The following is a 21,340-nucleotide window of genomic DNA, read 5'->3' as shown; positions in this document are numbered from 1 at the left end:
ATCGGGGGTTCGGGGGCGCTGCCCCCGGGCCCCCGTTTTCGGTTGCCGGAAGGGTCCGGCGGCCGCCGAAGGGCTCACGGCCTCTCCCACGACAGGGAGTGGGCTCCCGACGGCCTACGACGCCGCTCGCCGATCCACTCACTATCGCGGGGAAGGCCGTCAGGGCCGCTTCTGCGGGCGGTACGACGGAGGGCGGTCACCCTGTCGGGGTGACCGCCCTCCGTCGCGCCTACGGGGCCTACTTGCCCTTGGCGGCTTCCTTGAGCTTCGAGCCCGCGGAGACCTTCACGCTGTAGCCGGCCGGGATGTCGATCGGGTCGCCGGTCTGCGGGTTACGAGCGGTGCGAGCGGCACGGTGGGTGCGCTCGAAGGTCAGGAAGCCGGGGATGGTGACCTTCTCGTCGCCCTTGGCGACGATCTCACCGACGGTCTCGGCGAGCGCGGCCAGCACGGCGTCGGCGTCCTTGCGGGTCACCTCGGCGCGGTCGGCCAGGGCGGCCACCAGCTCACTGCGGTTCATGTTGTTACTCCCGTGTTCTTCTTGCCTGTGAGGCGTGAGATCGAAGCCGATGCTGCCAGGGCCCTCGGACAGTCCCCGAAGCCGGGTCTGTCGTGAGACCTCGCGCCTTGTGGGGTCTCCCCTGGACGTAGTCCTTGGGGAAGCATCCTGCCCCCACCTGCGGCGGGAAAGCCAATCCGGCACCCTCCGGAGTCACACGAAAAGCGCCACTGCCTCGTCGTGGTGACGTTCCGTCGACTCCCTGAAGCGGTCCGCAGCGGGTGCGGACCTCTGCGGGGCTCGCTGCCCGCCCACCCTAAAGGGGCGTTTGGGGTGCCGCGACACGCGACGCGCCGTCGGTCAGGTCGACGTGGGGGGCACCGCGGCCGTGGGCGGCGACGGCGGGGGCCGTGGTGGGTTCTGTGAGTGGGTGGTTCAGCCGAGGTCCCCCGGGCCCGTCACAGCGCCCCCGGCACCCTTCGCGGCGTTCCGGACGGCTCCGGCAACCGCTCCCGCGACCCTCTCGTTGAAGACCGACGGGATGATGTAGTTGGCGTTCAGCTCGTCCTCGGCGACGACGTCGGCGAGGGCGCGGGCCGCGGCCAGCATCATCTCCGTGTTGACCGTGCGGGACTGAGCGTCCAGCAGACCGCGGAAGACGCCCGGGAAGACCAGCACGTTGTTGATCTGGTTCGGGAAATCGGAGCGGCCGGTGGCGACAACTGCTGCGGTCTGGCGGGCGATTGCCGGGTCCACCTCGGGGTCCGGGTTCGCGAGCGCGAACACGATCGCGTCGTCCGCCATCGCCGCGACGTCGTCGCCGCCCAGCACGTTCGGCGCGGAGACGCCGATGAAGACGTCGGCGCCCACGACCGCCTGCTTGAGGGTGCCGGTCATCGACTCGGGGTTGGTGTTCTCGGCGATCCAGCGCAGCGGCGAATCGACTTCGGCGGAGACCAGGTCCTCGCGGCCCGCGTGTACCACACCGTGGATGTCGGCGACGACAGCGTGCTTGACGCCCGCGGCGATGAGCAGCTTCAGGATGGCCGTACCGGCCGCTCCGGCGCCGGACATGACGACCCGTACGTCCCCAATTCCCTTGCCCACCACGCGCAGTGCATTGGTCAGCGAGGCCAGGACGACGATCGCGGTGCCGTGCTGGTCGTCGTGGAAGACGGGGATGTCGAGGGCCTCGCGCAGCCGTGCCTCGATCTCGAAGCAGCGGGGTGCGGAGATGTCCTCCAGGTTGATGCCCGCGAAGCCGGGGGCGATCGCCTTGACGATCTCGACGATCGCGTCGGTGTCCTGGGTGTCCAGGCAGATCGGCCAGGCGTCGATGCCGGCGAACCGCTTGAAGAGGGCCGCCTTGCCCTCCATGACCGGCAGGGCCGCCATCGGGCCGATGTTGCCGAGACCGAGCACCGCCGAGCCGTCCGTCACAACTGCGACGGAGTTGCGCTTGATGGTGAGGCGGCGGGCGTCCTCGGGGTTCTCGGCGATCGCCATGCAGACCCGCGCCACACCCGGGGTGTAGATCATCGAGAGGTCGTCACGGTTGCGGATGGGGTGCTTGGACGCCATCTCGATCTTGCCGCCGAGGTGCATCAGGAACGTACGGTCGGAGACCTTGCCCAGCACGACACCCTCGATGTCGCGCAGACCTTCGACGATCTCGTCCGCGTGCGAGGTGGAGGAGGCCGCGATGGTGACGTCGATCCGGAGCTTTTCGTGACCGGAAGCGGTCACGTCGAGGCCGGTGACCGAACCGCCGGAGGACTCCACGGCCGTGGTCAGCTGGGAGACCGCTGTGCCGCTCGCGGGCACCTCCAGCCTGACCGTCATCGAGTACGAGACGCTGGGCGCCGTTGCCATGGCCGAGTCCTTCGCTTTCCCTAGCTTCATTGCCACGCGGCCGGGGCGTTCACCTCGGACGCGCTTCCCGATATTCGCACCTACTGACGGGTAGCCGGTAATGACTGCCGCGTTTCGGAAAGTAGTTTCCACCATACGAGATAGAGGGTGTTGAGTGGAACCCCCCACCGGGGCAACGGACACGCCAGGGCCACAAACAAGAACAGACCCGCGCCACCGGAAGGTGACACGGGTCTGTCTTTTCACTTGAGCGGCACCGACCCGCCATGCTCGCCTCGCGGCAAGTGGTCGCTCGTGGCGACGAAGGTTGGGCCCGGGGGCTTGGATCGAGCCGGTGCCGACACCAGGCTAACAAAGACCCCGGAGAAGTGATTCCCCCATCTCGGGTCGACTTCTCCCCGCCGGTCTCCGGCTCAGTCCCTCAGCAGGTCCGGCACACCGTCCTCGTCGGGCAGGTCCCGCTCCCCCGACACCACGGTCAGCTGCTGCGTCGCCCGGGTCAGCGCCACGTACAGCACCCGCAGACCGGCCGGTGACTCGTCCGCGATCTCGGCGGGCGAGACGACCACCGTGGCGTCGTACTCCAGGCCCTTCGCCTCCAGACTGCCCAGCGCCACCACCCGGTCGCCGAGCTCCGCCAGCCACTTCCGGGCCTGCGCGCGCCGGTGCATCGCGACGACGACACCGACCGTGCCGTCCACCTCGCCGAGGAGCCGCCGCGCCTCCTCCCGTACGGTCCCGGCCTGATCGCCGTCGCGCAGGGCCACGAAGCGGGGCCGCACGCCCGTCGAGCGGACCGCGGCCGGGGACTCCATGCCGGGCATCGCGAGCGCCAGCACCTTCGACGCGAGCTCCGCGATCTCCGCCGGGTTGCGGTAGTTGACGGTGAGCGTGAAGTGGCGGCGCGGGCGCTTTCCGAGCGCCTCGTCGCGCGCCTGGGCCGCCTCGTCGGGATCCGACCAGGAGGACTGTGCCGGGTCGCCGACGATCGTCCAGGTGGCCGTCCGGCCGCGACGGCCGACCATGCGCCACTGCATGGGTGTCAGGTCCTGCGCCTCGTCGACGATGACGTGCGTGTACTCCGTGCGCTCCGCCGCGAGCCGCTCGGCCCGCTCGCGCTGGGTCTCCTCGCGCTGCGGCATCAGCTCCTCCAGACCGGAGAGCTGGTCCAGCGGATCGAACTCGCGCTTCTTCTTCGGCCGGTGCGGGGTGCCGAGCAGGGTGTGCAACTCGTCGAGGATCGCCACGTCGTGCACGGACAGGGGGCCCTGGCCGGCGCTGTCCAGCCGCTTCAGCGAGCGGGCGAGGCGGCGCACCTCGCCCTGGTTGAGGACCCGGCGCGCCCACCGGCCGAGCCGCTTCTCGTCGGCCATCGCGGCGAGCACCCCGCGCGGGGTGAGCTCGGGCCACCAGGCGTTCAGGAACTCCAGGAACGGCGTCTCGGTGGAGACGTCCTCGTCGAAGGAGGTACGCAGTTCCGCGGCGAGTTCCGGGTCGGTGTAGCGGCCCCGGCCGGAGGACTTGTTCCACAGGGCGTCCAGGAGCAGCCTGCGGGCACGCGGGCGCAGCAGGTTGACCGGGGCGGTGCCGCCGAGGACGGACTGCCGGATGCGGTGGAGCTCGTCGGCGTTCAGCTCCACGCGGGCGCCGAAGGCGACGACGCGCAGCCGGGTGGGGGTGGTGAGGGGCGCAGCAGCCCCGTCCCCGGACCCGTCGGGCTCGCCGAACGACAGCTGGCCGTCCTGCTCGTTCTGCGGCGCGCCCGGGGTCCGCGGCTGTTCCAGCGCCCCGCGGGCCGCCTTGCGCAGCACCTGGAGCATCCGGGAGGAGCCCTTGATCCGCGCGACGGCCGGTTCGTCGTACGTGGTGGCGCCCTCGACACCCGCCGCCTCGTCGGAGAGCGAGCCGACCGCACGGATCGCGACCTGCCCCTCCTCGCCGAGCGAGGGCAGCACCCCTTCGGTGTACGCGACGAGGAGCGGGGTCGGCGAGACGACGAGGATGCCGCCCGCATACCGCCGCCGGTCCTGGTAGAGCAGGTACGCGGCGCGGTGCAGGGCCACGGCGGTCTTGCCGGTGCCGGGACCGCCGGAGACCTCGGTGACGGAGGCGGCGGGCGCCCGGATCACCATGTCCTGCTCGGCCTGGATGGAGGAGACGATGTCCCGCATGGTGTGGCTGCGGGCCTGGCCGAGCGCCGCCATCAGCGCGCCGTCACCGATCACGGGCAGCTTGTGGCCGTCCTTGTACGCGGTCAGCTCCGGGCGCATCAGGTCGTCCTCGACCCCGAGGACCTTGCGGCCCTTGGAGCGGATGACCCGGCGTCGCACCACCCGGCCCGGATCCTTCGGCGTCGACCGGTAGAACGGCGCGGCGGCCGGTGCCCGCCAGTCGATGACCAGCGGTGCGTAGTCGGCGTCGAGGACCCCGATCCGGCCGATGTGGAGCGTCTCCGCGATGTCGGCGGTGTTGTCGTCGCGTACGGCGTCGTCGGCCGGTTCGACGGAGGTGTACGCGCCGTCCGGGCCGCGCTCACCGTCCTTGCCGAGCAGCAGATCGATCCTCCCGAAGAGGAAGTCCTCGAACTCGCTGTTCAGCCGGTTGAGGTGGATCCCGGCCCGGAACACCTGGGCGTCGCGCTCGGCGAGCGCACCCGGGGTCCCGACCTGGCCGCGCTTGACGGCATCGTTCATGAGGAATTCCGCCTCGTGGATCTTCTCCTCAAGGCGGTGATAAACACGGTCGAGATGTTCCTGCTCGACACCGATTTCCCGGTCCCGCAACGAATCGACAGCGGCATCCTGCGCGGCCACCGAGGCCCCCTTCTGACGTGCATTGGGCAGCCGTCAACCTTATGCGAAGGGGGCCCGTCGCGCACCTGCAGCGGGCCCGGATCATGCGCGTCGCAGGTATCGATTGCGCGTCGGCCCCCCTGGCGGGTGCCTCCGCGGCCCGATTTCCCGCTGCCGTCCTCAGGGCTGTCCCGTCATCCCTGGCGGGCGCACGACGACAGCCACGGCACCTCGCCGCGTTGTCGGAACGCCCGAATACGCCCAGTACGATGACGCTCCTCCGCCCTGCGACGCACCGCATCCGACGCCGTGCGCCGACCCACCGGGGATGACGGGACATCCCTTACGCGTCGATGTCCACCAGCCGCTTGCCGTCGAAGGTCCGCACCTCGAAATGGTCGATGTCGGCGCGGTCCATCGCCGCCCCGCCGTGGACGTAGAGCGGGTACTTCGCGGACGGGTGCGTGGAGTCCTTGATGCCGTAGCCCCACCTCGGGACGGACCAGGAGGTGACGACCTCCTGGTCGCCGCTCTTGGACACGGCGATCAGGCTGCACTTCTCCGGACCTCTGACGTTCCTGAGCTCCAGCCCCGCGTGCGTGCCCCACGCCTTCTTCTCCATGCCCACGGTGGCGGCGACCTTGGTGGTGGGGTCGGTCGCCCGCACCTTCTCCTGCATGTGCTGGAAGAACGCGTCCTCGGCGGGGCTGGTGGGGTGCGGGTCGGCCGCCTGGGTCGTGCCGCTGTCGCCGCCGGTGGCCATGACCGCGACGACCGCACCGCCGATGATCAGCGCCGCTGCCGCCGCCACCACCAGATACCTGCCGCGTCGCTTGCGCCGGGCCCGTTCGGCCGCGACCTCGTCGACCAGCCGGTCGAGCACCCGGGGTGCGGGCGGCTCCGGGACGTACGGGACGCGGCGGGCGCCCGGCACGGTGGCGGGGGCCTCGGCGAGCATCGCGAGCATGGGTTCCATCCCGGCGAACTCGTCGAGATGGGCGGCGCAGAGCGCGCAGCCCGCCAGATGCGCTTCGAAGGCGGACGCTTCGGCGTCGTCCAGAATGCCCAGGACGTACGCACCGGCGGCGTCGTGCTCCGGCCCTTCCACCGCCGCGCCGGAACCGGAACCGCCGAAGTCATCGGGACCGCCGAAGCTGCCCGGACCGCCGGGGAACACGGGGCGGCCACGCGGACCTGTGGGGCCGGTGGGGCGGACAGAGCCGGTCGCCCGGTTGAGCTGACCGGCGTTCTTCCAGGCACGGATGAGCGTTTCCTGCACCACGTCCTCGGCCCGCTGACGGTCGCCGGCGACGAGGCGGAGCACGTACGCGAGCAACGATCCGGCGTGTTCGCGGTAGAGCGCCCGTATCAGTTCCTCGTCCGGAACGGCGGAGGGTGACGCGGGCGGTTCACTGCGATGTCGTGCCCTGTGCGGACGGTCATCGGCCACGGCCGCATCCTTGCGCACCCGAACCTCCCGGTCGAGACCCTGTAGAGCTCCTTGGCCATCGAATACGGAGGCGGGCCGCGATCCATTCAAAGCCGGTCGGTCTTACCTGGACACGATGTACCTGTGCACGACGGTTCACGCGGACACATCCGCCGGGGCCGCGAGCGCCGCCGCCCGCCTCCGGTGCCGGGCCACCCGCTCCCGGTTCCCGCACACCTCGCTGGAGCACCAGCGGCGGCGCCTCCCCCGTGACGTGTCGAGGTAGAGCCGTCGGCAGGTGTCGCCCTCACAGCGGCGGAGCCCGGCCCGGGCCTCCGGGTCCGTCAGGAGTTCCACGACGTCGCGGGCGACGACGGCCAGCAGCGCCCCGCACTCGGGCTCGGCGCTGAACGCCCGTACCAGAACACCGTTCCCGGCGCGCACGGCCCGCAGTCCCGGCGGCGGCGCGGCGGCGAGGTCATTGACCCGCTCCAGCACGCCCTCGGCGCCGCGGCCGCCGAGCTCGGCGGTCAGCAGCCGGTCGACGCCCGTCCGCAACAGGCGGAAGTTCAGCAGCCAGGTCTCGTCGACGGCGTCGAGACATGTGCCCTTCGGTACGAGTCCGGCGGCCACCAGCCAGTCGGCGAGCCGGTCGGTCCCGTCGAGCAGTTCGCAGGCACCGGAGGTTCCGATCCCCGTCGCCACCAGGTCCAGGCAGAGCCGCCCTGAGTCGAACCGCCAGTCGCACGAGCCTCTGCCCGCCGCCATGTGCATGTCACCGCCTTGGGGTCGCCGGTGGGAGCCACCACCAGAGTGCCCCTCGGCGGCCGGGCCCGTAACCCCTCCCACCACTCGGGCCGTCGCCGAACTCCCCGCGTACGGTGGGGGCATGGGCGACGATCTCGGCCGGCCCGCGCGCCGTGACCGCTCGACGGGCATCTGCACGTCCGGCACGCGGCGTAGACCGGGGCGCGCAGGGCCGACGGACTCAGCCTGCCGGCGGGCCGTCGTGCAGGATCCGCTGGAACAACCGATGGTCCCGCCACTCGCCGTTGATGTGCAGATAGCGCGGAGCCGTACCGAACTCCTCGAAGCCGCACTTGGTGAGCACCCGCTGGGACGCCACATTGTCGAGCACGGTCCCGGCCTCCACCCGGTGCAGCCGAAGCTCGTTCCTGGCCACGGTGCAGATCCGCTGCACGGCGGCGGTGGCCAGACCGCGTCCGGCGTACGTGACATCGACCCAGTAGCCGAGCACGGCGCTGCAGAACGGCCCGAGCACGATGTTGGAGAGCGTGAAACCGCCGACCGCACGGTCCTCGGCATCGGCGATCACCCAGGGCATCACCCGCCCCGCCTCACGGTCCGCCAGTATCCCGGCCAGGCGCTCCCGCTGGCCCTGCTCGGTGTAGAAGGTGTCGGGCCGTACGGGTTCCCAGGGCTGCATGTACGTACGGCTGCGGGTCAGCGCATCGGCGAACGAGGCGGCGTCGCCCGGGGTGGCGGGACGGAGTCGTACCTCCGCGTCGAGCCGGTAAGTGTCATTGATCATCCCTGCACGGTAGCCCGGTGCGCCTCCGGCCCGCTCGACCGCCCTCGCCCCCCCGCTCCCCTCACGACGCCGGCTTCCGCCGGTCGTTCCGCTCCCGCATCCGTTGCGGCACGCCGCGCCGACCGCCCCGGGTCCGCCCTGGACGCCCGCGTATGGAGCTGCGCGTTTGAACGATGGAGCGGCGCCACCCACGCGACTTCACTGGAAGACATGACAACCACCCGTCCCTCCCGCAGCCTCCACCACCTCGTCCTCGGCGGCGCGGCCGTCGCCACCGGCCTGGTCGCCGGCGCGTTCCAGGTCTTCTCGTGTGCGGTCATGCCCGCACTCGGCCGCAGCGACGACCGGACGTTCATCGAGGTCATGCAGAACATCAATGACGTCATCCAGAACCCGGTCTTCTTCACCGGCTTCTTCGGGGCGCTGATCCTCACCGGCGTCGCCGCCTGGCAACAGCGCCACTGCCCCGGCCCGCGCCGGTGGATCCTCGCCGCGCTCGCGGTGTACGCCGTTGCCTTCCTGCTCACCTCGGGGGTCTCCGTCCCGCTCAACAACGCCCTTGCGGACGCGGGGAATCCGGCACGGATCGCCGATCCCGCCGCCGTGCGGGAACGGTTCGAGGACGCGTGGGTCGCCTGGAACGCCGTGCGGGCCGTCCTGTGCACCGGTGCGCTCGCCCTGCTCCTGCGCGCCATCTTCCTGACGGCCCGTCTGCGCCCTCAGGAGTCCGTGTACGTGGCGTCCGCCGCCGGGTTCAGCGCCGGCCGGTAGGCGCGTTCGACGACCGTCTGGATCAGCCGCGGCACACCGAGTGCCGTACGCGGCCGGGCCATCGCCGTCTCCACGGCGTGCTCGTCCGTACCGCTGCCGGGCAGGGCGCACAGCAGGTCCGTGCGGGCCACCACCCGGCCCGGCCTGCGGGCCATGGTGTGCAGCAGGGCCATTCCGGCGCCGCGAGGTGACCGGTGGGCAACCTTGCTCTCACCGGACCGGCGGCGGCCCGGTGAGGGGGGACGGTCGCTGCGGGGCCGGTGCGTGCCTCCGTCTCCTGGACGCACCGGTCGGCCACAGCCGGGGGCTGCGCTTCGCCGCGACGTCCTCGACCCAGCCGACCGCGAGGATCATCAGCGCGAGCAGCGGCCAGACCAGGACCAGCATCAGTTCCGCGTACGAGGAGTTGATGTACGTACCGAGGTGGTCACCGACCCAGGGGACGTTCCACAACTGGTCTATGAGCGGCGAGGTCGCCATGATCAGCACGTTGTGCCAGAGGTAGATCGTCACCGCGCGGTTGTTGGCGAGGGTGATCAGGCCGTCCAGGCGGGCCAGCCTGCCGGGGAGCTGCTGCCAGGACGGTGCGTACTGGAGCAGGATCGCGCAGAAGCCGAGCGACCAGGTCGCCTGGGCCAGCGGGATCTCGTCGAGATTCCAGCCCTCCTCCGTCAGATGCGCCGAGGCCCACCACAGTCCGAACGCCATCGTGAGCGCGGCGAGCGAGACCGCCAGATAGCGCGGGATCTTCTTCAGCAGCCCGTCGTGGTGGGCGAAACCAAGAATCCAGCAGGAGCCGAACACCGCGAAGTCGACGAGCCCCTCGCCGGTCTCCCCGGGGACGGTGACCAGTCCGGTGCCGAACACGGCGGTGAGGCCGAGCGGGGCGAGCAGCGTCGGCCAGGGCATCCTGCGGAAGGCCTTCAGCAGCAGCGGCGAGGCGAGCACGAACCAGAGGTAGGCCCGGATGTACCAGAGCGGGCCGACGGCCTGGTCCGCCCAGGACACCTCCAGGAAGCCGCCCGCCGATCCGTTCTCCCAGGGGTACGGCGGGGCGCCGACCGGAAGGAGGTAGCAGCCCAGCTTGATGAACCACCAGATGCCCTCCTCCTTCAGGGGCTTCCAGCCGAGGGCGAACATGACCGGGACGACGACCGCGGCGAACACCCACATCGGGGGCAGCAGACGGCGGAGCCGGGCGCGGACGACAGCCGGGGCGGGGCGGTCCAGCGAGCGTGCCATCAGCGACCCCGCGAGGGCGAACATGACCCCCATGGAGGGGAACACGACCGTCAGCCAGGCCCAGTTGAAGGTGTGGAAGACGACGACACGGACGAGGGCGACGGCGCGCAGCAGGTCGAGATAGCGGTCGCGGCCCGGCCTCTTCGGGGCGGTCGGGGCGGTGGTCTCGGCCGACGGTGCGGCGGACTGTCCCGGCACCGGTGCCGGGACCGGGTGGGGCGAGGGGAACGCGGGGGTGTAGCTGCTCGTCATGCGACGGGCCTCCGATCATTGACGCGCCTGCGCTGGCTCACCATCGCGCCGGGTGCTTCCACCACTCCGGTACGGCGCAGCTTCTGCCAGCGCAGCCGGCCGCCGGTGAGTGCGGTGATCCAGGCCTGGAGCAGCACCACGTACATGAGCTGCCGGTAGAGGATCTGCTGGAGGGGCAGCGAGATCAGATGCGTCATGCGCTCCCGGTCGAGCCGGAAGGCGTACGCGGCGCAGACGGCCTGCACCGCGAGGACTCCGAGCCAGGCGACGACGGTCTTCTGGGTGGGGCCGAAGACCAGCCCGTACAGCAGGAAGACATCGATGAGGGGCGCGAGCAGCGGGGCGACGACCATGAACAGGGCGACGAACGGCAGGCCGACGCGCCCGAAGCGGCCGGACGGTCCGCGTTCGATGACGGCGTGGCGGTGCTTCCAGATCGCCTGCATGGTGCCGTACGACCACCGGTACCGCTGCGACCACAGCTGCTGCACGGTCTCCGGCGCCTCGGTCCAGGCGCGGGCGTCTTCCGCGTAGACGACCTGCCAGCCGTCGCGGTGCAGCGCCATCGTGACGTCGGTGTCCTCGGCGAGGGTGTCCTCGCTCATGCCGCCGATCCGGTCCAGCGCATCACGGCGGAAGGCGCCGACCGCGCCGGGGATGGTCGGCATGCAGCGCAGCATGTCGTACATCCGGCGGTCGAGGTTGAAGCCCATCACGTACTCGATGTGCTGCCAGGCACCGATCAACGAGTCGCGGTTGCCGACCTTGGCGTTCCCGGCGACGGCGCCCACCTCCGGGTCGGCGAACGGCTGGACGAGTTCACGGACGGTGGCGGGTTCGAAGACCGTGTCGCCGTCCATCATCACGACGATGTCGTGACGGGCGTGTGCGATGCCGTTGTTGAGGGCGGCGGACTTTCCGAAGTTGCGCTGGCGGATGACGCGGACGTTCGGCAGCCGCAGCGCCTCGACGATGTCCGCCGTGCCGTCCCTGGAGCCGTCGTCGATGACGATGATCTCGATGGGGTGGTCGCTCGCCACCAGGGAGCGCACGGTGTTGGCGATGCATTCGCGTTCGTTGTACGCGGGTACCAGCACCGAGACGGGGCGGGGGTACGCGGGTCCCCGGCCGAAGTCCCGCCCTCGGACCTTACGGGCGTGCAGGAAGGACAGCAGCAGCATCAGGCCGAAGCGGGCGAGGACGAGCACCCCGACGACGGCGAGCCCGGCCACCAGCACGTCGGTGAGGTTCTCCGCGAGGCCGACGGCGTACACGAACGCCTTGCCCTTCCACAGCGCGAGCCCGGTCACGGGGGTGTGCGCGCTGGGGGCACCGAGAGCGGTGGTGAGGTTGGTGAACGTGTAGCCCTGCTGCTGCATTCGCGGGAGGAACTCGCCGAGCGCGGCCACGGTCTGGGACCGGTCGCCGCCGGAGTCGTGCATCAGGATGACGGCGCCCTTGCCGTCCTCGGGCGTGGCCCGTTCGATGATCGCGGGGACGCCGGGGCGCTTCCAGTCCTCGCTGTCGGTGTTGTTGACGACGGTGAGGTAGCCGCGGGTGCCGACGTACTGGGCGACCGGCCAGGACCTGTTGTCCATCGCGTCGGCGAACGACGAGTACGGGGGCCGGAACAGGGACGTACGGATACCCGCCGCGCCCGCCAGCACCAGCTGGTTCTGGGACAGCTCCCAGTCGATACGGGAGTGGGACTGGTAGGAGAGATCGGGGTGGTTGAAGGTGTGCAGCCCGACCTCGTGCCCCTCCTCGACCATGCGGTGGACGAGTCCGGGGTGGCGCGATGCCATGGTTCCGGTGACGAAGAAGACGCCGTGCGCGTCGTACTTCTTCAGCTCGTCGAGGACCCGCGGGGTCCACACCGGGTCGGGGCCGTCGTCGAAGGTCAGCACGATCCGGTGATCGGGGACGGTCAGCGACTTGGCGGGCCCGGTGGTGCTCCGGGCATCGATGACCGGACCGCCGTCGAGGATTGTGTCGGGCACACGGTCCGTGGCCGCCGGGGCCTGAATGCGGTGATCGGCGAGGATTTCGCTGTGCACGTAACCGCGCAGCATCAGCATGGCGAGCAGGGCAACGAGGAATACGGACGGCAGCAGATAGCGCATGGGAAGCCTGCGCCGCCTGTTCCGCTTCTGTCTGTTGTGCCTGCCCCGCGAGGCGGGGGTGGTCATCTAGTGGGTGCCTTCTTGCTCTTGCACGGGAGGATCCGGGGACTCGGCGGGCTGGCTGGGCGACGGCGTGGGACCGGGATCGACGGGCGGCGTCGTGGTGGCTGCGGGCGACTCCGGGGCCGACGTCGCCGGGCCGGGCTTCGTGCCACCGCCGGCGGTGGCACCCGTGTGGGTGACGCCGACGGTGGGCTTCGACGAGGCCTTGCTGGATGCGGACGCGGACGCGGACGCGGACGGGGCGCTGGACCCGGCGCTGCCCGAAGGCTTCGCGCGGACGTCGGTCACCGGATCCGCCACCGTGGCGCCCGGTGCCGCGCCCACCGGAACGACCGTGTCCGCGCTGCCCGACGGAGTGGGCGGCACCCGGACCTCTTCCGCCTTCTTGTGCTGTTTCTGGCCGGAGAGCGGCAGCCACGGCGCAGTGGAATTACCACTGAGCAGGGCGACGACCAGCGTCACCGCGTAACAGGCGCAGACTGCGGCAAGGACCCAGCCCAGACGCCTGAACGTCTTGCTGCGCCGGCCGCTCTCGTCGACGAAGACCGGACCGTCGGAGCCTTCGGGGGCTCCCGGTTCGGCCGAGAGCTCGGAGAGCTGACGCCCGAGACCGTCGCGCTGGACGGTGACGTCGTTCCATTCGTGCGTGTGCCCTGACCAGGCACCATCACGCCAATATTCCACAGGTGTAGGCACATTCCCCACTCGGATAAACGGGCGCGCACGTTTGAGCCGGTCACGTACCGGCGAACCGGGCCCCCGCCCAGTCCGCGCGCCCCTCAGCACCTTGCACCCGGAGGATGAATGTAGCGCACGAAGCTGACGAAAATAGCCCTGAACGGGTGATGCTCACCGTGCGAGATGCGCCGTTTTCACACGGCCTGCGGCCGGTCGGCAGGTCCATAACTGCACGCCCGATCCATGTTTATCCGTTCGGGAGTTGATGGATCGTTGGGCAACCAATCAGCCAATCGGCCCCACCTCCCGGACAAATGTTCCTATCGTGCGCGCACTTCACGAGAATCGAGAACGGCATGTCGGTCATCCTCGTCACGGTCGGCCTCGCCGCCACCTTGTCCGGCTGCGCCGCGGCAGTCCTGCGATGGCTGCCTCCGTGGCTGTCCGGATACGTGGCACGCCCCCGGGCCTGGGGGATCGGTATGGCCGGCATCGGCCTCTTCGCCCTGGCCCAGGTCCCCTCGCTGCATGAGCGCATCGAGGACGCGGGATCGGTGGCGGTCGCCGTCCCGTTCGTGGTGCTCGTCGCCGGACTCGCCGGCCTGGCGTTCTCCGGCGGCCGCCGCCAGCGCCGCCCGACCCGCTGAGCCGTCTCCGGGCCGCCCCTTCACCTCTGCGACATCAGTGCCAGATCGCCCTCGGGAAGCCAGCTCCCGGCGGGTACCTCCAGCCCCCGTTCCGCTGCTGTCACCCCCGCCGCGACCCGCCGCAGCGCGTCCACCCCCGGGTGTTTCAGCCCCTTGCGCCACACCAGCGACACCGGTGACAGCGGTACGGGGTCGACCAGCGGCCGTACGACCATCCCCGGCACCTCGATGAACTCGGTGCTCGCCAGCACCGACCAGCCCTGCTTGCGCACCACCCGGACGAACTCCTCCTCGCCCACGATCTCCGGGAACGGGGCCACCAGTTCGATCCCCCGCCCCGCGAAGAGCCGCTCCGCGAGGTCGGTCCACTCCGCCGTGGCCGGGTTGCCCGCCGCCGCGTACAGCTGCTCCCCCGTCAGCGCCCCCATCGGGACCCGGTCGAGCGAGGCCAGCGGATGGTCGTCGCGCAGCAGGACGGTCAGCCGTTCGAAGCAGACCGGCTGATGTGCCAGCCCCGCCCGTACCGCCGGATCCAGCCCCGCGACCCGGCCGAAGGAGACATCGAGCCGCCCGGCCAGGATCTCCGCCGCCGCCCCCGTCAGCCCGCTCAGATAGCGCGCCACGAACTCCACTCCCGGCGCCTCGTCGCGGGCCAGCCCGAGCAGTCGGTGACCCGTCCCGATCGGGACGCTGACATCGACCAGCAGCGGGCGCGTCTGCACCGCCCAGGCGGCGCGGAGGTCCTCGTGGGCGGCGATCACCCGACGGGCGTGCGGCAGCAGCCGTTCGCCGTCGGGTGTGAGGGAGACCTGGCGGGTGCTCCGTACGAACAGCTCCGCACCGAGCTCGCGCTCCAGTCGGCGGATGTCGCGGCTGAGTGCCTGCTGGGCCAGGTAGAGCCGGGCGGCGGCACGGGTGAAGTGCAGCTCCTCGGCGACGGCGACGAAGGCGCGCAGCAGCCGCGGATCGATATCGGAGGAGGTCACGGGCCCGAATTTACAACACAGGTGCGTGAATGGGTGCGGAGCAGGTGTTGGACCGCACGGGCCGGCCACCGCGAGGGTTGAGCCATGCCGTACGACACTCCCACCACGCCCCTGCATGCCGTCTCCGGAGACATGCTGGTGATCGCCCCGCGGACCGGCGCTCCCGTCCGCCGCGCCTCCACCAACCCGTACCGCCGGCTGCTCGCCACGCCCGGCGCCCGCGCCTTCACGGCGGGCAATCTGATCGCCCGGCTGCCGATGGGCATGTTCAGCGTCAGCGCGGTCGTCATGATCGCCGGGTCGCGCGGTTCGTACGCCCTGGCCGGGGCGGTCACCGCGACCGGGCTCGCCGCGACCGCCGTGGTCGCGCCCTGGACGGCCCGGCTCGTCGACCGGTACGGCCAGGCCCGGATCGCCGTGCCCGCCACCGCCATCGCCGTACTCGGCTCGCTCGCGCTGCTGCTCTGTGTGCACTACGACGCCCCGGACTGGACGCTCTTCGCCGCCTACGCCGCGACCGCCACCACCCCCAACACCGGTGGCATGTCCCGTGCCCGGTGGGCCCATCTGCACCGCGGCGACCCGGCCGCCCTGCACACCGCGAACTCCTTCGAACAGGCCGCGGACGAGCTGTGCTTCATGCTCGGCCCCGCCCTCGCCGCGTTCCTGTGCGCGGCGCTCTTCCCGGAGGCCGGGACACTCATCGGTGCGGTGCTGCTGATGACGGGCGTGCTGATCTTCGCCGCTCAGCGCGCCACCGAACCCCCGGTGGCGCCCCGCACCCGGGCGGGCTCCCCGCTGCGCACCCGGGGTATGCCCGCACTGCTCGCCGCCTTCCTGGCCACCGGCGCGGTCTTCGGCGCCATGGAGGTCGTCACGATCGCGCACGCCGGAGGCGCGATCCTGGCGCTCCAGGCGGGCGGCTCGTGCGTGGCGGGACTGCTGTACGGGTCGCTCCGCCCGGCCGTGAACATCCGGCGGCGGCTCCTGTGGTGCCTGGCCGGGATGACGGCGCTGATGTCCCTGCCGCTGCTCGCCGCTTCCTCGACCGATTCGCTCCTCGCGCTGGCCGGCAGTCTCCTGCTGGCCGGCGCGGCGACGGCGCCGACGATGGTCACCGGGATGACGCTGGTGCAGCGGCTGACCCCCGAGGGTCGGCTGAACGAGGGCATGACGCTCTCCGTCACCGCGCTGCTGGGCGGAATAGCGGCCGGTTCGGCGACCGGCGGCTGGATGGTGGAGCACGCCGGGACGGTCACGGCGTACGTGGTGCCGGGGTGCGCGGCGGGGCTGGCGCTCGCGGTGGCGGCGGCCGGGATCCGCGTGCGCGGCAACGGCGCGTGACCCCGCACCGGCGCGAGGACGCCGTACCCGCACACAGAACGAGGACCCCGCTGCCGGTGGGCAACGGGGTCCTCGTTCACATGGGAATTGTGGAGATGGCGGGAATCGAACCCGCGTCCAACGGTGCAGAATCAGGGCTTCTCCGTGTGCAGTTCGCTGCGCTTTTCTCAGCCCCGGAAATCACGCGAACAAGTCTCCGACGGGCTCAGTCACTGTTTGATTTCCTTCCAGGCCCCGTGACCGGGCCTAGAAGTTTAGATCCCTTGATGATGCCAGGATCCGGGTCGGGATCACCCCCGGGCTGACACTTCGCAAGTCGCTACTTAGGCAGCGAGGGCGAAGGAATCGCGCTTGGTGTTGGCGATTATTGGTTGCGACATATGGTTTACGAGATCATTGCCGCTTCCTCGACACGCTTCCCCTGCTTCGACATCCGCTGTCGAAACCGATCATCCCCATGTTGTTTTTTCAAATGCGCGCACCCGCCGTGGAGTGCAGTGCCATCGTACGTGACCAACGTGCGACGGTGCCAGCCTATTCCCGGCGGGCCTCGCTCAGGCGCTCCGCTGCCGCCGCCGGGCCGCCGAGATCGCGCGGTTCGTCTCGCGCAGGTCCTGCTTCTCGCGGAGCGTCTGCCGCTTGTCGAACTCCTTCTTGCCCTTGGCGAGCGCGATCTCGACCTTGACCCGGCCCTCCTTGAAGTACAGCGCGAGTGGCACGATCGTGTGCCCCGTCTCCTGCGACTTCGACTCCAGCTTGTCGATCTCGGCCCGGTGCATCAGCAGCTTGCGCTTGCGCTTGGCGGAGTGGTTGGTCCAGGTCCCCTGCACGTACTCGGGGACGTGCACGTTGTGCAGCCACGCCTCGTTCCCGTCGATCTGGACGAAGCCGTCCACCAGCGAGGCCCGGCCCAGCCGGAGCGACTTGACCTCGGTGCCCATCAGTACGAGACCGCACTCGTAGGTGTCGAGGATGTGGTAGTCGTGCCGCGCCTTCTTGTTCTGCGCGATGAGCTTGCGCCCTGTGTCCTTTTCCTTAGCCATAGTGTGGCCATTTTCGCACTACGACCCGCCCCCGAGGCCACTCAATACTGTCTCGGCCCGCTGGAGGGCCCGGGAGGTGACCACGAGATCCGGGGTGATGCCGCGGCCGTCGACGCTGCGGCCCGCCGGCGTGCGGTAGTGGCCGACGGTCAGCTCGGCCACCGAGCCGCCCGGGAGTCTGCTGGGCATCTGCACGGACCCCTTGCCGAAGGTGCGCGAGCCGACGGTGACGGCACGGCCCCGGTCCTGGAGGGCTCCGGTCAGCAGCTCGGCCGCACTCATGGTGCCGCCGTCGACGAGGACGACGACCGGGCGGTCCGTGTCACCGCCCGGCGTGGCGTAGAGGGCGCGCTGCACGCCGTGCACGTCGTACGTGGCGACCAGTCCGCCGTCGAGGAATCCGGAGGCGGCGACCACCGCCTCGGTGACCAGCCCTCCGGAGTTGCCCCGAAGGTCGAGCAGCACCCCGGCGCCCGCCGGTGCGTCCCGGACCGCGTCACGGATCCTGGCGCCCGAGCCCCTGGTGAACGAGTCGACCTTGATCAGTACAGCCGCGGAGGAATCGGAACGGTCCGGTCCGAGCTGCTTCGCCCCGACCCTGCGGACCGTGACGGCCTCGGTGGTGAGCCGGGCCCGGGTCAGCGTCAGCGTCCTGGCCTGGCCGGTGACGCCGCGCTGGACTCCCAGCACGACGGTGGTGCCGGCGGCAGCGCCCGTACGGTCCCCGCGCAGCAGGGCGACCACCTCGGAGACGGGACGCCGGTCGATCCGGCGCCCGTCGACGGTACGGAGCAGATCGCCGGGCTCGATGCCGGCCAGGTCGGCGGGGCCGCCGGGATGGACCCGGGCCACCGCGACCAGTCCGTCGGCGGATCGCTTCGCGGCCAGGCCGACGCCCGTGTAGGAGCCGTCGAGGGCCTGCTCGAACTCCTCGTACTCCCGCTCGTCGTACACCGCGCCCCAGCGGTCCCCGCTGCGACTGACGACCTCCTCGGCCGCCTCCGTACTCGACTTGCCGTCGGCCACCGCCTCGGCCGCCGCGGCGGCGATCTCGTCGCGGTCGGCGGTGGAGGCGACGGAACGGGCCTTTGTCGCCGCAGCCCTCTCCTCACCCTGCGGCAGCGACCCGGTGGCCGCCGCCGTGGCGAGGACGCTCGCGAAGACCAATGTCAGGGCCGCCCCGCGGCCGAAGCCGCGGGGCCTGAGACGATGCGTAGGGCCCGACATGGCGACGAGTCTAGGACAACGCCCCGAGGGCGCACGGCCGGTTGACCGCACACCCCACGGGGCGCATGTCACACCTTGAGGTACTTGCGGAGCGCGAAGAGCGCGGCAACGGCGGGCATCAGCAGGCCGATCGCGAGGACCAGCGGCAGCTTGGCGAAGACCGCGTCCCAGCCGATGAAGTGGATCAGGTTGAGCTTCGACTGGAGCGCCAGTCCGCCGTCGATCAGGAAGTATCGCCCGGCCAGCAGCATGACGCAGGCGAGCACGCCACCGATGAGACCGGCGAACGCGGCCTCCATGATGAACGGCATCTGGATGTAGAAGCCTGAGGCACCGACGAGCCGCATGATGCCCGTCTCGCGGCGCCGGCTGAACGCCGAGACGCGGACGGTGTTCACGATCAGCATCAGCGCAATGACCAGCATCAGCGCCATCACGAAGAGCGCGGCCACATTCATGCCGTTCATCAGACCGAAGAGGTTGTCCAGGATCCCTCTCTGGTCCTGGACCGACTGCACCCCGTCACGTCCGGCGAAGGCGGTGGCGACGACCTTGTACTTCTTCGGGTCGTGGAGTTTGACCCGGAACGACTCCTGCATCTGGTCCGGCGTGATGTTGCCGGCCATCGGCGAATCGCCGAACTGCTCCTGGTAGTGCTTGTACGCCTGGTCGGCCGACTCGTAGGTGACCTTCTCGACGGCCGTCATCTTCCCGAGGTCGGTCTCGATCGCCTTCTTCTGCTCAGCGGTGACGGCGCCCTTGGCGCACTTCGGCACCGACTCCGCGTCGCTCTTGCTGCAGAGGAAGATCGAGACATTGACCTTGTCGTACCAGTAGTCCTTCATCGTGCTGACCTGCTCGCGCATCAGCAGCGCGCCGCCGAACAGGGCGAGCGAGAGGGCGACGGAGACGACGACGGCGAAGGTCATCGTGAGGTTGCGACGGAGACCGACGCCGATCTCCGACAGGACGAACTGGGCGCGCATGGCGTCCTTTCAGTACTCGATGCTCAGCGGTTCCGGCGCGGCCGGGACCGCTCAGTGCTGATAGCCGTAGACGCCGCGGGCCTGGTCGCGCACAAGACGGCCCTGCTCCAGCTCGATGACGCGCTTGCGCATCTGGTCGACGATGTTCTGGTCGTGGGTCGCCATGATGACGGTGGTCCCGGTCCGGTTGATCCGGTCCAGGAGCTTCATGATGCCCACGGAGGTCTGCGGGTCGAGGTTGCCGGTCGGCTCGTCCGCGATCAGCATCATGGGGCGGTTCACGAACGCCCGCGCGATCGCCACGCGCTGCTGCTCACCACCGGAGAGCTGACCGGGCATCCGGTCCTCCTTGCCGCCGAGCCCGACGAGGTCGAGGACCTGCGGAACCGCCTTGCGGATCTCGCCGCGCGGCTTGCCGATGACCTCCTGGGCGAACGCCACGTTCTCCGCAACGGTCTTGTTGGGGAGCAGACGGAAGTCCTGGAAGACGGTGCCCAGCTGGCGGCGCATCTGCGGCACCTTCCAGTTGGACATGCGCGCGAGGTCCTTGCCGAGGACGTGGACCATGCCCTGACTGGCGCGCTCCTCACGGAGGATGAGTCGCATGAAGGTGGACTTGCCGGAGCCGGAGGAGCCCACCAGGAAGACGAACTCACCCTTCTCGATATCGAGAGACACATCCCGTAGAGCGGGACGGCTCTGCTTCGGGTAGGTCTTGGAGACGTTGTCGAATCGGATCACGGATGCACCACGGTCGGCCGGGAGTAGGTGTGCGTGACCATACGCGAACCGGGCTCAGCCGTGCAGGCGCGCGTCCCGCGATGGGCGATTTATGGCGGAACGGAACCGGGTGGTGGCGCAACCGGAACCGGAACGGACCGGGTGTTCTCCGGCGGGTCGCGCCGAATTCCGCGCGACCTGGCACAGTGGAGGGGGAACGGATGCGTTTCCAGGAGCGTTGTGCGGAGAGAAAGCGTATGCGGCTCCGCCGCGCGGGAGGAGGAAAGCGCATGACCTATGACCGACTGGTGTGCGCAAACTGCGCGGCGCCCGTCAACGAGGGCCGATGCCCCGTATGCCGGGCCAGCCGGGCACGGCTGCAGCAGCAGGATCAGGGCCAGGGACCGTTCGCGGGGCTGAACCCGGCGATGCTGGTCGCCCTGCTGGTGGTGCTGGTGGGCGCGCTGGCGCTGCTGGCGCACCAGACCATGTAGCTGCCCGCAGCCGCCCGTACGGCGGGAGTGAGAGTACGTGGAAGGGCCCGGGACGTATGTCCCGGGCCCCTTCTGTGTACGTAGGTGTACCTGGCGGCCAAGAGGCCTTAGGCGACCGTACGACCGTTCACCAGACGCGGCAGGATCCGGAAGCCGATGCCACCGGCGATCATCGTCGCGGCGCCGACCAGCAGGAACGTGGTCTCGGCCGCACCGGTCTCGGCGAGCTCGTCCTTGCCCTTGCCCTGCTCGACCGGCTGGTTGCCGACCGAGTCGGTGTCGGTGTTGTCCGCGCACACGGTGCCGTCGAGGTCGACGGTGCAGGTGCCGGTGTCGCCACCGGTGGCCGGGCCGGTGCTGCCGCCGTTGCCGGCGGTGCCGCCACCGTTGCCGTTGCCACCGCCATTGTCGGCCGCGCCACCCTGGTTGCCCGCGCCACCCTGGTCACCGGCGCCACCCTGGTTACCCGCACCAGCCTGGTCACCCGCACCACCCTGGTTACCCGCACCAGCCTGGTCACCCGCGCCACCCTGGTTACCCGCACCAGCCTGGTCACCCGCACCACCCTGGTTACCCGCACCAGCCTGGTCACCCGCACCACCCTGGTTACCCGCACCAGC

General features: G+C 70.4%; 19 protein-coding genes, 1 other RNA gene and 2 pseudogenes. 4 read left to right on the top strand and 18 right to left on the bottom strand.

Annotated elements, in window-relative coordinates; genetic code table 11:
* Positions 1 to 238 precede the first annotated feature (238 nt).
* From ACGFSA_RS18790 to ACGFSA_RS18760, 7 genes and pseudogenes are all read right to left on the bottom strand, one after another.
* Positions 239 to 520 carry an HU family DNA-binding protein gene (locus ACGFSA_RS18790; protein WP_037692421.1) on the bottom strand — a complete coding sequence of 94 codons (282 nt, stop codon included), beginning with the start codon at positions 518 to 520 and terminating at the stop codon, positions 239 to 241.
* A gap of 414 nt (positions 521 to 934) precedes the next feature.
* Complete coding sequence (locus ACGFSA_RS18785) at positions 935 to 2,371, bottom strand: NAD-dependent malic enzyme (RefSeq protein ID WP_393305529.1); 1,437 nt, start codon at positions 2,369 to 2,371, stop codon at positions 935 to 937.
* Between the two features lie 413 nt (positions 2,372 to 2,784).
* Positions 2,785 to 5,184 (bottom strand): HelD family protein, encoded by a 2,400-nt coding sequence (locus ACGFSA_RS18780; protein ID WP_393305527.1) that lies wholly within the window; start codon positions 5,182 to 5,184, stop codon positions 2,785 to 2,787.
* A 322-nt stretch (positions 5,185 to 5,506) separates the two neighbouring features.
* Positions 5,507 to 6,340: a zf-HC2 domain-containing protein gene (locus ACGFSA_RS18775; protein WP_393305663.1), complete on the bottom strand. Its 834-nt coding sequence runs from the start codon at positions 6,338 to 6,340 to the stop codon at positions 5,507 to 5,509.
* A gap of 48 nt (positions 6,341 to 6,388) precedes the next feature.
* A pseudogene (locus tag ACGFSA_RS18770) lies at positions 6,389 to 6,613 on the bottom strand (sigma factor); the annotation flags it as partial.
* A 135-nt stretch (positions 6,614 to 6,748) separates the two neighbouring features.
* Positions 6,749 to 7,360: a CGNR zinc finger domain-containing protein gene (locus tag ACGFSA_RS18765; RefSeq protein ID WP_393305525.1), complete on the bottom strand. Its 612-nt coding sequence runs from the start codon at positions 7,358 to 7,360 to the stop codon at positions 6,749 to 6,751.
* A gap of 220 nt (positions 7,361 to 7,580) precedes the next feature.
* Positions 7,581 to 8,144, bottom strand: a complete 564-nt coding sequence (locus tag ACGFSA_RS18760) for a GNAT family N-acetyltransferase (protein ID WP_393305523.1) — start codon at positions 8,142 to 8,144, stop codon at positions 7,581 to 7,583.
* Between the two features lie 210 nt (positions 8,145 to 8,354).
* Between ACGFSA_RS18760 and ACGFSA_RS18755 the strand changes: the two genes are divergently transcribed.
* Entirely contained in the window at positions 8,355 to 8,915 is a 561-nt protein-coding gene (locus ACGFSA_RS18755; protein ID WP_393305521.1) for a DUF1772 domain-containing protein, read from the top strand.
* On the opposite strand, the pseudogene ACGFSA_RS18750 reads toward ACGFSA_RS18755, so the two are convergent.
* The 4 genes and pseudogenes from ACGFSA_RS18750 to ACGFSA_RS18735 form a co-directional block, all read right to left on the bottom strand.
* Positions 8,864 to 9,094: pseudogene (locus ACGFSA_RS18750) on the bottom strand (winged helix-turn-helix domain-containing protein); the annotation flags it as partial. The gene ACGFSA_RS18755 and the pseudogene ACGFSA_RS18750 overlap by 52 nt on opposite strands.
* A 31-nt stretch (positions 9,095 to 9,125) precedes the next feature.
* Complete coding sequence (locus ACGFSA_RS18745) at positions 9,126 to 10,409, bottom strand: acyltransferase (RefSeq protein WP_393305519.1); 1,284 nt, start codon at positions 10,407 to 10,409, stop codon at positions 9,126 to 9,128.
* Positions 10,406 to 12,532, bottom strand: a complete 2,127-nt coding sequence (locus ACGFSA_RS18740; protein WP_393305661.1) for a bifunctional polysaccharide deacetylase/glycosyltransferase family 2 protein — start codon at positions 12,530 to 12,532, stop codon at positions 10,406 to 10,408. The genes ACGFSA_RS18745 and ACGFSA_RS18740 overlap by 4 nt, the downstream gene beginning before the upstream one ends.
* A 66-nt stretch (positions 12,533 to 12,598) precedes the next feature.
* Entirely contained in the window at positions 12,599 to 13,279 is a 681-nt protein-coding gene (locus ACGFSA_RS18735) for a hypothetical protein (protein ID WP_393305517.1), read from the bottom strand.
* Positions 13,280 to 13,629: 350 nt separating this feature from the next.
* On the opposite strand from ACGFSA_RS18735, the gene ACGFSA_RS18730 reads away from it, so the two are divergent.
* Entirely contained in the window at positions 13,630 to 13,920 is a 291-nt protein-coding gene (locus ACGFSA_RS18730) for a hypothetical protein (protein ID WP_393305515.1), read from the top strand.
* Positions 13,921 to 13,940: 20 nt separating this feature from the next.
* Here ACGFSA_RS18730 and ACGFSA_RS18725 read toward each other — a convergent pair whose 3' ends face one another.
* Positions 13,941 to 14,906, bottom strand: a complete 966-nt coding sequence (locus ACGFSA_RS18725) for a LysR family transcriptional regulator (RefSeq protein WP_393305513.1) — start codon at positions 14,904 to 14,906, stop codon at positions 13,941 to 13,943.
* 84 nt (positions 14,907 to 14,990) lie between these two features.
* Between ACGFSA_RS18725 and ACGFSA_RS18720 the strand changes: the two genes are divergently transcribed.
* A complete protein-coding gene (locus ACGFSA_RS18720; RefSeq protein ID WP_393305511.1) occupies positions 14,991 to 16,250 on the top strand; it encodes an MFS transporter in 1,260 nt (419 codons plus the stop codon).
* A gap of 87 nt (positions 16,251 to 16,337) precedes the next feature.
* On the opposite strand, the gene ssrA is transcribed toward ACGFSA_RS18720, so the two are convergent.
* From ssrA to ftsE, 5 genes are all read right to left on the bottom strand, one after another.
* Positions 16,338 to 16,707, bottom strand: a transfer-messenger RNA (tmRNA) gene (gene ssrA, locus ACGFSA_RS18715).
* A 97-nt stretch (positions 16,708 to 16,804) separates the two neighbouring features.
* Complete coding sequence (gene smpB / locus ACGFSA_RS18710; RefSeq protein ID WP_366138061.1) at positions 16,805 to 17,293, bottom strand: SsrA-binding protein SmpB; 489 nt, start codon at positions 17,291 to 17,293, stop codon at positions 16,805 to 16,807.
* An 18-nt stretch (positions 17,294 to 17,311) separates the two neighbouring features.
* Positions 17,312 to 18,520, bottom strand: coding sequence for a S41 family peptidase (locus ACGFSA_RS18705; RefSeq protein ID WP_393305508.1), 1,209 nt, complete (start codon positions 18,518 to 18,520; stop codon positions 17,312 to 17,314).
* A gap of 68 nt (positions 18,521 to 18,588) precedes the next feature.
* Positions 18,589 to 19,506 (bottom strand): permease-like cell division protein FtsX, encoded by a 918-nt coding sequence (ftsX, locus tag ACGFSA_RS18700; RefSeq protein WP_393305505.1) that lies wholly within the window; start codon positions 19,504 to 19,506, stop codon positions 18,589 to 18,591.
* Between the two features lie 51 nt (positions 19,507 to 19,557).
* On the bottom strand, positions 19,558 to 20,247 hold the full coding sequence (ftsE, locus tag ACGFSA_RS18695; protein ID WP_393305503.1) for a cell division ATP-binding protein FtsE: 690 nt from the start codon (positions 20,245 to 20,247) through the stop codon (positions 19,558 to 19,560).
* Between the two features lie 269 nt (positions 20,248 to 20,516).
* Between ftsE and ACGFSA_RS18690 the strand changes: the two genes are divergently transcribed.
* Positions 20,517 to 20,720, top strand: a complete 204-nt coding sequence (locus ACGFSA_RS18690; RefSeq protein ID WP_393305501.1) for a hypothetical protein — start codon at positions 20,517 to 20,519, stop codon at positions 20,718 to 20,720.
* Between the two features lie 107 nt (positions 20,721 to 20,827).
* Here ACGFSA_RS18690 and ACGFSA_RS18685 read toward each other — a convergent pair.
* Positions 20,828 to 21,340, bottom strand: a 513-nt coding sequence (locus tag ACGFSA_RS18685; RefSeq protein WP_393305499.1) for an LPXTG cell wall anchor domain-containing protein, incomplete at its 5' end; no start/stop codon positions are given.

The organism is Streptomyces sp. NPDC048496 (assembly GCF_043200055.1).
GTDB lineage: Bacteria > Actinomycetota > Actinomycetes > Streptomycetales > Streptomycetaceae > Streptomyces.
The sequence above is the reverse complement of the archived record's forward strand: the minus strand, read 5'-3'. Positions and strand labels throughout refer to the sequence as shown.